Origin of the sequence: Nocardia sp. 2TAF39 (assembly GCF_052114905.1) — a bacterium.
GTDB lineage: Bacteria > Actinomycetota > Actinomycetes > Mycobacteriales > Mycobacteriaceae > Nocardia.
In genome coordinates, this window is record NZ_JBFRFQ010000045.1 from 13,714 (window position 1) to 27,415 (window position 13,702).

Consider the following 13,702-nt stretch of genomic DNA (forward strand, 5'->3'; position numbering starts at 1 on the left):
GAATCTTCCGCAACCGAACCATCTGACCATGATGACGTAACCGACCGACCGACCGGGTCTCTGCTCGAGCAGAATGTCGGTAATCGGGGTTACGGTGGATCCACACAGTGTCCGAATCAGGGAGTTCCGGTTGAAAGCCGACAATCCGTCGGGATTTACCATCGATGACATCACCGTCGGCGCCTACGCACACGGGTTCGGCAGTACAGCCGACGGCCGCCCCTACGCGTTCCGCACGGTCCGTTCGACGCTGATGCTGGAGATCTACCGCCGCGACCTCGACAGCGCCGTTCCGGCCCCGGAAGACGTGGTGGCGGTCGCCGAGGCGAGGGTCACCGACATCGACCTCGACGACGAACGCAGTATCATCGCGCTGGTGCGGGATATGATCCCCGACGCCACACCGGCCGCGGCCGCCGCGGACCGGGACGTCACGACCGTGCGAGCCCTGCTGGGACGAATCAGCGCAGTAATCGATGGTATGTAGAGAGTGATGACTGACACACCGCTTCCCCGGAACGCCCGGATCGCGGCAGGCCTGCTGCTGGTAGCCGTCGCCGCGGCCTGCAGCACCGGCCCGGACGAGGCCGCTGTCGACGCCGCGCGCTCCTCGGCGAACGCATCGCTGTCGGCTTCGATCACCGCCTCCGCCAGCGCCGCGCACCGGCCGCTGCCCACCGCCGCCGAGCTGGACGCCCACATCAAAAGGGCACTGGACCCGGCACTGCCCGACAGCGAGCGCACCGACCTGATCGAGGACGGCGAGGCCTTCCGCCAAGCCATCCCCGACATGTACAAGGCGCTGCAGGACAACCCCCGCGCCGTCTACGGCGTCACCGACCCCGTCTTCGACAACCACGACGGCACGCTCACCGCGACCATGCGGCTGGACAAGGACGGCACCGGCGCCGTCGTGCGCACCACCGTCGTGCACTTCGTGCTCGTCGACGGCAAGTGGAAGATCTCGCGCAGCGACTTGTGCGGCATCCTGCGCTCGGCCGACTACCGCACACCGGCCTGCGGCTAGCCCGCGCTCCGCGACTCGATGCTGAGGTCCGGATCGCTGCGGTGGGGACGGTTCGTCCACCGCAACCGTTTCCTGGTGCTTGCCGCGTTCGTTCTGTTCGTGCTGGTGTCGGGGTGGTACGGCCGCGATCTGTCCGGGCGCCTGACCCAGGAGGGCTGGTTCGATGAAAGCAGTGAATCGGTCGCGGCCGCCGAACTGGCCGACAGCACCTTCGGGCGCGACACCGACAGCGATCTGATCCTGCTCTACACCGCCCCGCAGGGGAAGACAGTCGACGACCCCACTGTCCGCGGACCGGTGACCGAACAACTCGCACACCTGCTGGCGACCTATCCCGACCGCATCCGGAAGATCGACAGCTATTGGGACAGCCCGTTTTCCGCGCAGGCCACCGACGCCTCGCACACCCACGCATTCGCCAGCGTCGGGTTGCGCGGCGCGGGCACCGCGACCGTGGAGAACTACGCAGCCATCAAAGACCACCTCGGCGCCGGACCCGACGGCGGCGGCCCCGGCGGCACAACGGTGCAGCAGGCCGGGTTGCAGCCGGTCGTCGAAGGCATCAACAGCGGCATGCAGCACGACATCAAACGCGCGGAAGTCATCGCCTTGCCGATCGTGGCGATCCTGCTGTATTTCGTGTTCGGCGGCGTGATCGGGGCGCTGCTACCGGTGCTGATCGGTGGCATGACAATCCTGGGCACGCAGGGCGGACTGCGCCTGCTCACCGACTACATCGCCGTCAACGTCTTCGCCAACGCCGTCATGACCTTGGTGAGTCTTGGACTGGCGATCGACTACGGACTGTTCACCGTCACCCGTTTCCGGGAGGAGCTCGCCGCCGGACACACGGTGGAAGAGGCCACCGCGCGTACCGTCGCGACCGCGGGGCGCACAGTGCTGTTCTCAGCCGCGATCATCGCGATCAGCCTCGGCACGCTGTTCACCTTCCCGATCGGGGTGCTGCGCTCGGTGCCCTACGGCGGCATCAGTTCGGTACTGCTGGCGGCGTTGCTGTCGGTGACCGCGCTGCCGGCGGCCTTGAGCATCGTCGGACGCCGCATCGACTTCCTGGGGTGGAAACAGTTCTCCCGCACCAGGACCGAAGCGCGGATCCAGGCCGGGTTCTTCTCCCGGCTCGCGCTGTGGGCGATGCGGCGCCCGCTCGCGGTGGCGGTTTCGATCGTGCTCGGGCTGCTCGCGCTGAGTATCCCCTTGCGGCACATCGAGTTCGGCGGACTCAGCGAGCGCTATCTCGCCGGCGACAGTCCGGCGCGGCTCGCGCAGGAACGATTCGACGAGCTGTTCCCGAGCTTCCGTACCGAGCCGTTGAAACTCGTGGTGGTGGGCGCCGACCCGCAACAGTTGAGCGACATCCGATTCGCCGCCAACCAGGTCGCCGGGCTGACCGGACGGTTCGAGCCCTCCGCGCCGACCACGGACGGAATCAACGTGCTCGCCGCCGGGCTCGCAGACAAACGCGACGCGGACCGGGTGATCGCGGCGCTGCGGGCTCTCCCCGAACCGCCCGGGGTCGACGTGATGGTCGCCGGAGTGCCCGCGCTGGAACGCGACAGCATCAACGGCCTGCTGAAGGGGCTGCCGATGCTGCTGGCGATCCTGGTGTCCACGGCGCTGGCGCTGATCTACGCGGCATTCCGGTCGGTCGCGCTCGCGCTGAAGGCCGTCGCGATGAGCGCGCTCAGCCTCATCTCGACCCTCGGTGTGCTGACCTGGATGTTCGTCGAGGGGCACGGCGCGGGGATTTTCCATTTCACGCCGGGACCGTTGATGTTCGCGGTGCTCGCGCTGATCGTGACGGTCGTGTTCGGGCTGTCCACCGACTACGAGGTATTCCTGCTGTCGCGGGTGTCGGAGGCGCGCGCCGAGGGCGCCTCCGCGCCGGAAGCGATCCGCTCCGGCATCGCCCACACCGGCGGCGTGATCACCTCCGCGGCCGCCATTCTCATCGTGGTCACCGGCGCGTTCGGGTTCTCCGACCTGGTGCTGATGAAATACATCGCCTACGGCATGATCGCGGCACTGATCCTGGACGCCAGCGTGATCCGCATGCTTTTGACGCCTGCCGTTCTGAAAATGATCTGGCGGTAGCTCGACGTCGCGTGGGGCGAACCTGATCAGCGGCGAACGGGCAGGACCAACTGGGCGCCGGTGATCGGGTGGTCGAGTACCTCCACCGGATGTTGGTAGACGCGAGTGAGCAGGGCGGTCGTGAGGACGTCGCGGGGTGGGCCGTCGGCGGCGATGCGACCGGATTCGAGAACGGCGACCCGGTCGCCATAGGCGGCAGCGATACCGAGATCGTGCAGGACCACCACCACGGCGGCGCCCGCGGCGGCGCGAGCGGTGGCCAGGCGCAGCACAGCTTCCTGGTGGCCGAGGTCCAGTGCGGCGGTCGGCTCGTCCAGCAGGAGGGTGCCGGTGTCCTGGGCGAGCACACGGGCCAGCGCCACGCGGGCACGTTCACCGCCGGACAGCGTCGGAAACGACCGGGCGGCAAGGTGTTCCACGTCGGTGGCGGCCATCGCGGCGGCGATCTGCTCCTCGTCGCATTCGCGGCGCTCGGTGCGCACCCAAGGCGCGCGGCCCATGGCCACCACTTCTCGTGCGGTAAACGGAAATCCGACGGTGTGGCTCTGCGGCAGCACGGCCCGCCGCCGCGCCATGTCCAACGGCGACCAGTGCGCCAACGCCCGCCCATCGAGCTCGACCACTCCTTCGCTGGGCGTCAGCTCCCCGGCCAGCGCAGCCAACAGCGTCGACTTGCCCGCACCGTTCGGGCCCACCAGCGCCACGACCTGCCCCGCGACCACCTCGAAATCGATCCCCTCGAGCACACGCCGACTGTGTGGCCCACCGCCCCCGCGCCGATCCACACTGACCCCGACCGCGCGCACCGTAACCACGCCACGCTCCGGCGCCACCGGCACTTCATTCACCCGAGCGAACACCCCACCCAACCCGTACCGCACCCCGCTCACCGACCACCTCCCGCACAAATTCCACCGATCGAGGCACACACCGAGGAAAGGGATTCTCGGCGTTTGCCACAGCCCTGTGCCACTCGACGGAGGACGCGGGGGGTCATGCCCAGCCACCGGAGCGTGCTCGGGTGCGGCGCAACAGCCAGAAGAAGAAGGGGCCGCCGATCAGCGAGGTGAGCATGCCCAGGGGGAGATCGGCGTTGTCGATCAAGGAACGCGCGGCGACGTCGGCGGCGAGCAGGACGACGGAGCCGACGATGGCGCTGAGCGGGATCAGGACGCGGTGGCCGGGGCCGACGAGCATCCGCACCAGGTGCGGGACGATGAGGCCGACGAACAAGATGATCCCCGTGAACGCGACACCAGCGGTGGCGAGAACGGCGACGACGACGATCACGTTGCGGCGCAAGCGCTCCACGTCGACACCGAGATGGCGCGCCGCGGACTCACCGAGCGCGAGCAGGTCCAGCCGGGGCGCGATGAGCACCGACGCGGCCACACCGACGAAAGTGAGGCACGCGACCACCCCGACGGATTCCCAGGTGGCACCATTGAGCGACCCCAACTGCCAGAACACGATCTGGTCGCGAGCCGCCGGGGAAGCGACGAACAACAACAACGCGATCAACCCGCCCGCGAACGCGTTGATCGCCACACCGGTGAGCACGAGCGTGACAACCTCGGTGCGACCGTTGGAACGCGCCAGCACATACACCAGCAACGTGGTCGCCAACCCTGAGACGAACGCGGCCGCGGCCACCGACCATGCGGCGACGAACGCGCCGCCGACCACGATCACCGTTCCCGCACCGACCGCCGCGCCCGCCGACACCCCGATCACCCCGGGTTCGGCGAGCGGATTCGCGAACACCCCCTGTAACAGCGCACCCGCTGTCGCGAGCGCGGCGCCGACCAGCATCGCCAGCACCACCCGCGGGAACCGCACCTGCCACAGCGTCACCTCCCCGGCGGGATGCGCCGGCATCGGCCCCCACTCCAGCCCGATCCGGTGCAGGACGCTGCCAGCCACCTCGGCCGGTGTCGTCGGCACCTGACCGATCGCCGCCGACGCGAGCGCGAGCACGACCAGCCCGGCGATCGCCACTGCGAACACGATCCCCACCCGCGAGCGGCCGCGCGACTTCGGCGTGACCGTGGGCCCCGCCGGCTTCGTGGCCGAGGAACTCATGCGGGCTCGGTGCCGTACACGGCCTCGCTCAGCGCCGCGATCACCCGGCCGGTGTTGGGTCCGAAGCTCAGCAGCACCGCATCGGACATGTCCACCACGCGCTTGTCCCGGCCGGCCGGGGTCTGGGCGATGCCGGGCACCTTTTGCAGCCCGTCGACTCCGCCGACGGATTTCAAACCGTCCGACATCACCAGCAGCACATCCGGCGCCGCCCCGATCATGGCCTCGCTGGTGATCGCGGTGAACGGCTCGGTCAACCCGGCGACGGTTCCGGCGTCGCGCGCGCCGAGCGCGGCGATCAGCGCATCCGCGCCCGACCCAGGTCCGGCGAGCATCATGATGGCGGTGGAGCGCAGATACAGGAACGCGATGGTCAGCTGCGGATCCTTGGCGGGCACAGCGGCGCTCGCGGAGGCGATCTCGTCGCGGGTGCGCTGCGCCAGCGCCTGCCCGCGGTCGGGCACGCCGAGCGCGCCCGCGACGGCCTCGATCTGCGGCACCACCCCCTCCATCGTGCGCTGCGGATCGAAGTAGACGACCGTGACACCGGCCGCGCGCAGCTGCTCACGCACCGCGGGCGCGGCACTGGTGGTGTCGGTCAGGAACACCGAAGGCCGCAGCGCAAGAACCGATTCCACATTCAGCGACCCGTTGCCGCCTGCCACGTTGGGAACATCCCGCACCGCGGGGAAGGCGGCGGAGGTGCTGCGCCCGACCAGCTTCGGTCCCAAACCGAGCGCGTAGACGATCTGGGCGAGGGTGCCATAGCGGTCCACAGCGATGATGCGGCCCGCGTCGCTGACGGTGACCTGGGTGCCGTCGAACGAGCGCACCGTCACCGGCAGCGCGGGCGTCGGTTCCGATCCGATCGGCACCGGGTCCAGATCGCTCAGCGTCGCCGTCGACGGCCCGTGTCCCCTGTGCGACGTCCCGCCCTCGGCGCCGCACGCGACCGCACCGAGGAGCAGACCCACCGCGAACACGGCGGAGACGGCACGCAACCCTCCGGTTCGGACTCGGCCGAGACGCCCACCCACCGTTGCTGCAGTGCTCATGCAGGCAAGGCTAATCTGCCTCATTCGGTGCGTGCACTGACGTCGTCCAGTGCGGCCGCGATCGCGCGCGGCAGTTCGAGGGTTTCGGCGGCCAGCACCCCGGTGAGCTGCCCGATGTCGCGGGCGCCGACGATCATGCTTGCGATGGCAGGCCGATCCCGGATCCAGGCCAGCGCGACCGCCAGCGGCGAGGTCCCCAGCCCGTCCGCGGCGGTCACCAGCGCGTCCACCACCCGGATCGCGCGGTCGTCGAGCCCGCTGCGGATCTCCGCGGCGGTCGCCTCGTCGGCGCCACGCGAGTCGGCCGGAACACCGTCGCGGTACTTGCCGGTGAGGATCCCACCCGCCAGCGGCGCCGAGGCGATCACACCGACACCATGATGCTGGGCGGCGGGCACGAAGTCGGCCTCCGCGCCGCGCGCCAGCAGCGAATACGGTGTCTGCGCCGCGGTCACCGGCATGATCGCGGCCAAGCTGGCCAGCTGCCAGGCCCCGAACCCACGCACCCCCGCGTAGCGGACCCGTCCGGAACGCACCGCCTGCTCCAGGGTCGCGGCGACCTCCTCGAGCGGCGTCCGCGGATCCCACACCGCGACATTCCAGATGTCGAGATAGTCGGTGCCGAACTCGAGCAGCGTCCGATCCAACTGCCCCAGCAGCGCCCGCCGCGAGGTGTCCACCGTGGTCCGCGCCACCTCCGGACCAGGCACCGCGGGCCCGGTCGGTGCCGGAGCGCGCCGCAGCGCAATCCCCGCGCATCCGCTGAGCACCAGATCGTCACGCGACACCAGATCCCCCAGCAGCTCGGCCAGGATCCGCTGCGCGCCACCTCCCGCGTAAGCGGGGGAGGTGTCCACCAGCGTGCCACCCGCGTCCACGAACGCGACCAGCTGCACCGCGGCGTCCTCGGCGTCGGTGTGCGATCCCCAACTGTGGGTCGCCAGGCCGATCCGGGACACCCGTAGGCCGCTGCGTCCGACCGTCCGCTGTTCCATCACCGTGTCCGCGCATTCGTCACGGCGCCAAGCCTAGAGTGTGGCGCCCCGAGTCGGCGTCCACGCGCGCCGTGGGTCGCGACGCAACGGCCCGACATGTCCGCACCGGCCCGACACTGTACTGTCGCTGCGAGATTGCGACGACAATCACGTCGGTGCAACCCGCTGGCACACCAATTGCCCAGTCGGATCGAAGGTTTCGGGCAGCAGGGAGAGGTAGTTCGTGGTTGAGTCGATGACCTGGGTACAGGCACTGGTGCTCGGTCTGGTGCAGGGATTGACAGAGTTCCTGCCGATTTCGTCGTCGGCGCATCTGCGCATCGTGTCGGCGGTATTCTTCGGCGACGACGCTGGCGCCTCGTTCACCGCGGTCACCCAGCTGGGCACCGAGGCCGCCGTGCTGGTGTATTTCGCCAAGGACATCGGGCGAATCGTGCTCGCCTGGTTCCGCGGCCTGGCCGACAAGACGCAACGCGGACTGGACTACCGGGTTGGCTGGTATGTGATCATCGCCACCATCCCGATCGGCGTGCTCGGTTTCCTGTTCAAAGACCAGATCCGCACGGGGGCGCGGAATCTGTGGCTGGTGTCGTTCATGCTGATCGCGTTCGCGCTGGTGATCGCGGCCGGTGAATACTACGGACGCAAAGAGCGTCCGATCGTGCAGTTGACCACCCGCGACGGTCTGGTGATGGGTTTCGCGCAGTGCCTCGCGCTGGTTCCCGGTGTGTCACGTTCGGGCGCGACATCGACGGCGGGTCTGTTCCTCGGGCTCGAGCGCGAAGCGGCCGTGCGGTTTTCGTTCCTGCTCGCCATTCCAGCCGTGACCGCCTCGGGCCTGTTCAGCCTGCCGGACGCGTTCGAACCCGCCGGCGAGGGACTGCATGCCAGCGGACCGCAACTGCTGGTGGCGACGCTGCTGGCGTTCGTGGTCGGCTACGCGTCGGTGGCGTGGCTGCTGCGGTTCGTGGCCCGGCATTCCCTGGACTGGTTCGTCGGTTACCGCATCGTGCTGGGCCTGACCATCATGGGTCTGCTGGCGGGCGGGGTGGTTTCGGCGACATGATCGCTAGGCTGGCCGCATGACGGTGATCCTGTTGCGGCACGGGGCGTCGACCTCGAACGTCGCCCGCACCCTGGCCGGTCGCAGCACCGGCGTCGAGCTCACCGAGCGCGGCGACGAGCAGGCGCGGGCCGTGGCCGAACGACTGGCCGGGTTGCCGATCGAACGCATCGTGCACTCCCCACTGCTGCGCTGCCAGCGCACGGTGGCGCCGCTGGCGGAGAAGTTCGGGCTCGAGCCGGTGTTCGACGAACGGCTCATCGAAGTGGACTACGGCGAATGGACCGGGCGTCCGATCGCCGAACTGGTCGAGGAACCGCTGTGGAAGGTCGTGCAGCGACACGCCTCCGGCGCGGTGTTCCCCGGAGGTGAGGGCTTGGCGCAGGTGCAAACCCGTGCGGTGGCCGCGATCCGCGACCACGACCGGGCACTGGTCGAGCAACACGGCCGCGACGCACTGTGGGTGGCATGCACGCACGGCGACGTGATCAAATCGGTGCTCGCCGACGCCCTCGGCATCCACCTCGACGGCTTCCAGCGGATCATGGTGGAGCCCGCTTCGATCAGCGTGGTTCGCTACACCCCGACCGCACCCTACGTGTGGCGGCTCAACGACACCGGCACCGATCTGTCCGCCCTCGCAGCGACCGGACCGCAACGCTCGTCGCCCGCATCGGCCGCCGATGCCGGCGACGCGACCGCCGACGCTTCCGGGCCGGTTCCCGGCGGGGAGCTTGGTGGTACCGGAAGTGCGGATAATGGGAATGCGGAGCGCTGAGATTCCTTGTAAACGATGTAGCAACCGTTGTATGGAAGCCGCGCGCCGCGGGTAGTCGATCAGGGTCACGTATCAGGAGGTGCATGTGTCACGCGCAATCCATGTATTTCGCACCCCCGATCGTTTCGTCGCCGGGACCGTCGGTGAGCCGGGCGATCGCGCGTTCTATCTGCAGGCCGTTCAGGAACCGCGCGTCGTCAGCGTGCTGCTGGAGAAGCAGCAGGTGAAGGTACTCGCCGACCGGATGGGTCTGCTGTTGGACGAGGTGGCCCGCCGTTTCGGCGCCGAGGTGCCGCCGCAGGCCGAGGATGTCAGCGACAACGCGCCGCTGGTGACCCCGATCGACGCCGAATTCCGCGTCGGCACCATGGGTCTCGGCTGGGACGCCGATGCGGGCGCGGTAGTGGTGGAACTGCTGGCGATCACCGAGACCGAGGTCGACGAGTCGGTGGTACTCGACGACACCGAGGAGGGTCCCGACGCGGTGCGCGTATTCCTCACCCCGATCCAGGCCCGCGAGTTCGCGCTGCGCTCGACCCGGGTGATCGCGGCCGGGCGTCCGCCGTGCCCCCTGTGCGGTGAACCGCTGTCGGCGCGTGGGCACATGTGTGTGCGCACCAACGGATACAAGCGCGGCGACATCTTCGGCGCGGCCGAAGCAGAGGAGTGAGTAGGTGGCCGAGGCCGGGGACCGATTCCGCAGCGGCGAGCTGACGGTGATCGGGCGGGTGACTACCGCCAGCAACGTGACCCTGGTCTGCGAGGTGATCGACACCGCCGCCGATGACACGGATGCCTTTCCACTGCGGGTGGTGTACAAGCCGATCCGTGGCGAGCAGCCGCTGTGGGATTTCCCGGACGGCACCCTGGCCGGACGTGAGGTGGCTTCGTATCTGATTTCCGAGGCGATCGGCTGGGCCGTGATCCCGGAGACGATCCTGCGGGATGGCCCCTTCGGGCTGGGCATGGTGCAACGCTGGGTCGAGGGCGTGGACAACCACACCGAGCAGGGCAACCGGCTCGATCTGATCGACCTCTGCCCGGCGGGTGCGATACCGGACGGTTTCTGCGAGGTGCTGCGCGCGCTGGACCAAGAGGGCAACGAGGTGTCGCTGATCCACGCCGATGATCCGCGACTGCAGCGGATGGCGGTGCTGGACGTGCTGCTCAACAACGCCGACCGCAAGGGCGGGCACGCACTGGAAGGCGTGGACGGGCAGGTGTACGGTGTCGACCACGGCATCTGTCTGCACGCCGAGCACAAGCTGCGCACCGTGCTGTGGGGGTGGGCCGGTCAGCCGATCTCCGACGGCATGCTCGCCGACCTCACCGCATTCGCGAAGGAGTTGCCTGGCGCGTTCGCCGACACGCTCAGCGAGCACATCACCGACACCGAGATCGATGCGCTCATCGAACGTACCCAGCGGGTGCTCGACAACCCGGTGATGCCCGTGCCGCGTACGGCACGACCGATCCCGTGGCCCGCCTTCTGAGCGCGCCGGCTGATTCCGCGGCGACCACGATGCCGTCGCGGTGGAATTCCTGGCACAGTTGAGCTTCGAATGCTCGGCGCGATGACGAGGAGGACCCGATGACCCACTCCACCGGAGACCGTGCGGCACCGACCGTGCAGATCGGGATCGGCGCGCCGACCTACAAATTCGCATTGCACTATGTGCATCTCTACAACAAGAAGCCCTACCCCGACACCGACCTGCATCTCTACGACAACGGCATCTACTGGCTCAGTTCGGAGGGGGAGAACCACTTCGGCGTCTACGTCCTCACCGAGGGGTCGGTGGACTCCGGCCGGTTCACCATCCGGTTCATCTCGTTGCCCTCACCGGACTGGGGCGACACGGTCGCCTACCACGAACTCGAGTTCGACGTGGCTCGCGGCGAGTTCACCCAGATCGCCCTCGCCGACACTGACCCGGACATTCCGGACCTGGACGGGACGTTCGCGATCACCCGGAACACGATCGCCGATCCCACCCGCCGCGCCGACAGCTGATTCAGCGAAACCCAAAACCTTGACATCCCACGAATTGTTGGAAGACGCAGGTCGGCACCAGCCGCCCGACGACTCCCGCGCGCCGCGAGACCGGGCCGGGGGCGGATGATCCCGACCACACCCTTACCCTCGTAATCATGCAGTCCTGGTCCGATACCGCCCTTCCGACCATCCCCGGAGCAGGGCCGCCGTTGCGGTTGTACGACACCGCGGACCGTCAGGTACGACCGGTTACCCCCGGTGCGACCGCCACCATGTACGTCTGCGGGATCACCCCCTACGACGCGACCCACCTCGGGCACGCAGCGACCTACCTGACCTTCGACCTGGTCAACCGGGTGTGGCGAGACGCCGGCCACGACGTGCACTACGTGCAGAACGTCACCGATGTCGACGATCCGCTGTTCGAGCGGGCCGCCCGCGACGGCGTGGACTGGCGGGACCTGGGCTCGGCCGAGATCGAGCTGTTCCGCGAGGACATGTCGGCGCTGCGCATCGTGCCGCCGCGCGAGTATATCGGCGCCATCGAATCCGTCGACGAAGTCGTCGAGTTCGTGCAGAAGCTGCTGGCGTCCGGTGCGGCGTATGTCGTCGACGACGCCGAGTACCCCGACATCTACTTCCGCGCCGACGCCACCGAGCAGTTCGGCTACGAGTCCGGTTACGACCGCGCCACGATGGAGCGGCTGTTCGCCGAGCGTGGCGGCGACCCGGACCGCCCCGGCAAACGCGACACCATCGACGCGCTGCTGTGGCGCTCGGCCAGACCTGGTGAGCCGTCGTGGCCTGCCCCGTTCGGCGCGGGCCGGCCGGGCTGGCACATCGAGTGTTCGGCGATCGCGTTGAACCGGATCGGCCCGGAATTCGACATCCAGGGCGGCGGTAGCGACCTGATCTACCCGCACCACGAATACTCCGCCGCGCACGGCGAGGCGCTGATCGCGGGCCGTCGTTTCGCCCGTCACTACGTGCACGCCGGCCTGATCGGGCTGGACGGGGAGAAGATGTCGAAGTCCAAAGGCAATCTGGTGCTGGTGTCGGCGCTGCGCCGCAGCGGCGTCGACCCGGCCGCCATCCGCTTGGGGCTGCTGGCCGGCCACTACCGGCAGGACCGCATGTGGACCGAGGCGGTGCTCGAGCAGGCTCAGCGACGCCTCGAGCTGTGGCGCTCGGCCGCCGCGGCGGCGTCGGGCCCGTCGGCCAGCGACACGGTCGCGCGCCTGCGCCAGCACCTGACCGACGACCTGGATTCACCCAAAACGCTGGACGCCGTGGACAACTGGGCCCGTCAGGCCCTCGACTACGGCGGCATCGACACCGAGGCGCCCGCACTGATCACCACTGCGGTCGACGCCCTGCTCGGCATCCGCCTGTAACCGCCGGACCCGTCCTCGATCCAGGCCGGGGGCGGCACTCGAGCGCATCGCTTGCGTGCGCCACACTTTCCGTGATGTGGTGCTCGCGTGCGCAAGATTCCTCTGTTCGGACGCGGCGGCGCGCTGGCGACCATCGCGGCCGGACGGTTGAAGCCGGCGGGGCAGCCCACTGATCCGCGGACAGTTGCCGCACGCACACGGTTCTTCGGCGCCGACACCGTCGACGCCGACTCCGGCGCCATACGAGCCGATCGGGTGGTGCTGTCCTGGGTCGGGTGCACAACCTATGCACTGGCCATCGGCGGTTCGGTGTTCCTGCTCGACGCGTGGGTGCCGCGGTTGACCAGCGCCGGTTACGTCCCGGCGACACCGCAGGATCTGGTCGACCTGTCGCCCGCAGCGATCTTCGTCGGGCACGGGCACTTCGACCACGCCGGTGACGCGGGCCGCGTCGCGCAGGCCAGCGGCGCCGCGGTGCACGGCACCGCCGAGCACTGCGCCAATATCAGCGCGCAGGTATCCGACCCGACGTTCCCGACCGTCGCCCACGGCGACAGTGAAGCGCCGATCGGCGCCCGCTACGACTTCACCGTCGGCGCGGTCGAAGTGACCGCGATCCGGCACTTGCACTCCGCACGCACCCCACCGGACCCGGCAGGCCGATCGCCGCGATTCCTCCCCCGTCCGGAGCTGGGCGTCGTGCTCACGCACCCGCCGTCGCTGAGCGGCGTGCTACAGGGGGCGCCGCGACTTCTGGACGCCGAGGGCGGCGTACTGCTGTATCAGTTCCGGGTGCCGGGCTTGTCGCTCGTCTGGCATGATTCGACGGGACCGCTCACCGAACACGCCCCCCACGTGTTCGACACCCTCGCCGCACTGCCTGCCATCGACGTGCAAATCGGCGCGGTGCAGGGCTACAACCAGATCAGCAACGGACTGCGTGATCCACGCACCTACCTCGAGGCGCTCACCCCCGCCGTGTTCGTACCCTCCCACCACGACAACTGGCTACCCGGCCTCACCGCGAGTGCCGCGAACTACGACCCGCCGCTGCGCGCCGAACTCGCCCGGATCGCGTCCGCCCGGCGACCGGAGCTGCGCACGCTGCACGATCCGGCGGACTATGTACGACCCGGCAGGCTCACCTTCACGCTCTGAGCGCAACAGTCGAGCGGTACCTGCGTCCTGACGGTCGACGCA

The 13,702-nt window shown here is 69.0% G+C and carries 14 protein-coding genes; 10 read left to right on the forward strand and 4 right to left on the reverse strand.

Annotated features, from left to right (window positions below; all coding sequences use genetic code 11):
• Positions 1–130 precede the first annotated feature (130 nt).
• The 3 genes from AB4Z47_RS24090 to AB4Z47_RS24100 are packed head-to-tail and all read left to right on the forward strand — an operon-like array spanning position 131 to position 3,139.
• Positions 131–487 (forward strand): hypothetical protein, encoded by a 357-nt coding sequence (locus tag AB4Z47_RS24090; RefSeq protein WP_441953781.1) that lies wholly within the window; start codon positions 131–133, stop codon positions 485–487.
• 6 nt (positions 488–493) lie between these two features.
• Positions 494–1,027 (forward strand): hypothetical protein, encoded by a 534-nt coding sequence (locus AB4Z47_RS24095; RefSeq protein WP_441953783.1) that lies wholly within the window; start codon positions 494–496, stop codon positions 1,025–1,027.
• An 18-nt stretch (positions 1,028–1,045) separates the two neighbouring features.
• On the forward strand, positions 1,046–3,139 hold the full coding sequence (locus AB4Z47_RS24100) for an MMPL family transporter (RefSeq protein ID WP_441953785.1): 2,094 nt from the start codon (positions 1,046–1,048) through the stop codon (positions 3,137–3,139).
• 26 nt (positions 3,140–3,165) lie between these two features.
• On the opposite strand, the gene AB4Z47_RS24105 is transcribed toward AB4Z47_RS24100, so the two are convergent.
• The 4 genes from AB4Z47_RS24105 to AB4Z47_RS24120 form a co-directional block, all read right to left on the reverse strand.
• Complete coding sequence (locus AB4Z47_RS24105) at positions 3,166–4,029, reverse strand: heme ABC transporter ATP-binding protein (RefSeq protein WP_441953787.1); 864 nt, start codon at positions 4,027–4,029, stop codon at positions 3,166–3,168.
• A gap of 103 nt (positions 4,030–4,132) precedes the next feature.
• Positions 4,133–5,221, reverse strand: a complete 1,089-nt coding sequence (locus tag AB4Z47_RS24110; protein ID WP_441953789.1) for a FecCD family ABC transporter permease — start codon at positions 5,219–5,221, stop codon at positions 4,133–4,135.
• The gene (locus AB4Z47_RS24115) at positions 5,218–6,276 is read right to left on the reverse strand and encodes a heme/hemin ABC transporter substrate-binding protein (protein ID WP_441953791.1); all 1,059 of its coding nucleotides are present in this window, start codon (positions 6,274–6,276) and stop codon (positions 5,218–5,220) included. The genes AB4Z47_RS24110 and AB4Z47_RS24115 overlap by 4 nt, the downstream gene beginning before the upstream one ends.
• 20 nt (positions 6,277–6,296) lie before the next feature.
• On the reverse strand, positions 6,297–7,271 hold the full coding sequence (locus AB4Z47_RS24120) for an aldo/keto reductase (RefSeq protein ID WP_441953793.1): 975 nt from the start codon (positions 7,269–7,271) through the stop codon (positions 6,297–6,299).
• Positions 7,272–7,494: 223 nt separating this feature from the next.
• On the opposite strand from AB4Z47_RS24120, the gene AB4Z47_RS24125 reads away from it, so the two are divergent.
• From AB4Z47_RS24125 to AB4Z47_RS24155, 7 genes are all read left to right on the forward strand, one after another.
• Positions 7,495–8,337 (forward strand): undecaprenyl-diphosphate phosphatase, encoded by an 843-nt coding sequence (locus AB4Z47_RS24125; RefSeq protein ID WP_441953795.1) that lies wholly within the window; start codon positions 7,495–7,497, stop codon positions 8,335–8,337.
• A gap of 16 nt (positions 8,338–8,353) precedes the next feature.
• On the forward strand, positions 8,354–9,112 hold the full coding sequence (locus AB4Z47_RS24130) for a histidine phosphatase family protein (protein ID WP_441953797.1): 759 nt from the start codon (positions 8,354–8,356) through the stop codon (positions 9,110–9,112).
• An 85-nt stretch (positions 9,113–9,197) separates the two neighbouring features.
• The gene (locus AB4Z47_RS24135; RefSeq protein ID WP_327117022.1) at positions 9,198–9,782 is read left to right on the forward strand and encodes a DUF3090 domain-containing protein; all 585 of its coding nucleotides are present in this window, start codon (positions 9,198–9,200) and stop codon (positions 9,780–9,782) included.
• A gap of 4 nt (positions 9,783–9,786) precedes the next feature.
• Positions 9,787–10,605, forward strand: coding sequence for an SCO1664 family protein (locus AB4Z47_RS24140; protein ID WP_441953800.1), 819 nt, complete (start codon positions 9,787–9,789; stop codon positions 10,603–10,605).
• A 98-nt stretch (positions 10,606–10,703) separates the two neighbouring features.
• Positions 10,704–11,126 (forward strand): hypothetical protein, encoded by a 423-nt coding sequence (locus AB4Z47_RS24145; RefSeq protein ID WP_441953802.1) that lies wholly within the window; start codon positions 10,704–10,706, stop codon positions 11,124–11,126.
• A gap of 137 nt (positions 11,127–11,263) precedes the next feature.
• Entirely contained in the window at positions 11,264–12,502 is a 1,239-nt protein-coding gene (gene mshC, locus AB4Z47_RS24150) for a cysteine--1-D-myo-inosityl 2-amino-2-deoxy-alpha-D-glucopyranoside ligase (protein ID WP_441953804.1), read from the forward strand.
• Between the two features lie 87 nt (positions 12,503–12,589).
• On the forward strand, positions 12,590–13,660 hold the full coding sequence (locus AB4Z47_RS24155; protein WP_441953806.1) for an MBL fold metallo-hydrolase: 1,071 nt from the start codon (positions 12,590–12,592) through the stop codon (positions 13,658–13,660).
• Positions 13,661–13,702: the final 42 nt, after the last annotated feature.

What these genes read in the sequence shown, in the direction of transcription:
- AB4Z47_RS24120 (WP_441953793.1), bottom strand. Translation starts at nt 7,271, where the DNA reads ATGGAACAGCGGACGGTCGGACGCAGCGGCCTACGGGTGTCCCGGATC.
- AB4Z47_RS24110 (WP_441953789.1), bottom strand. Translation starts at nt 5,221, where the DNA reads ATGAGTTCCTCGGCCACGAAGCCGGCGGGGCCCACGGTCACGCCGAAG.
- mshC (WP_441953804.1), top strand. Translation starts at nt 11,264, where the DNA reads ATGCAGTCCTGGTCCGATACCGCCCTTCCGACCATCCCCGGAGCAGGG.
- AB4Z47_RS24100 (WP_441953785.1), top strand. Translation starts at nt 1,046, where the DNA reads ATGCTGAGGTCCGGATCGCTGCGGTGGGGACGGTTCGTCCACCGCAAC.
- AB4Z47_RS24095 (WP_441953783.1), top strand. Translation starts at nt 494, where the DNA reads ATGACTGACACACCGCTTCCCCGGAACGCCCGGATCGCGGCAGGCCTG.
- AB4Z47_RS24145 (WP_441953802.1), top strand. Translation starts at nt 10,704, where the DNA reads ATGACCCACTCCACCGGAGACCGTGCGGCACCGACCGTGCAGATCGGG.
- AB4Z47_RS24130 (WP_441953797.1), top strand. Translation starts at nt 8,354, where the DNA reads ATGACGGTGATCCTGTTGCGGCACGGGGCGTCGACCTCGAACGTCGCC.
- AB4Z47_RS24115 (WP_441953791.1), bottom strand. Translation starts at nt 6,276, where the DNA reads ATGAGCACTGCAGCAACGGTGGGTGGGCGTCTCGGCCGAGTCCGAACC.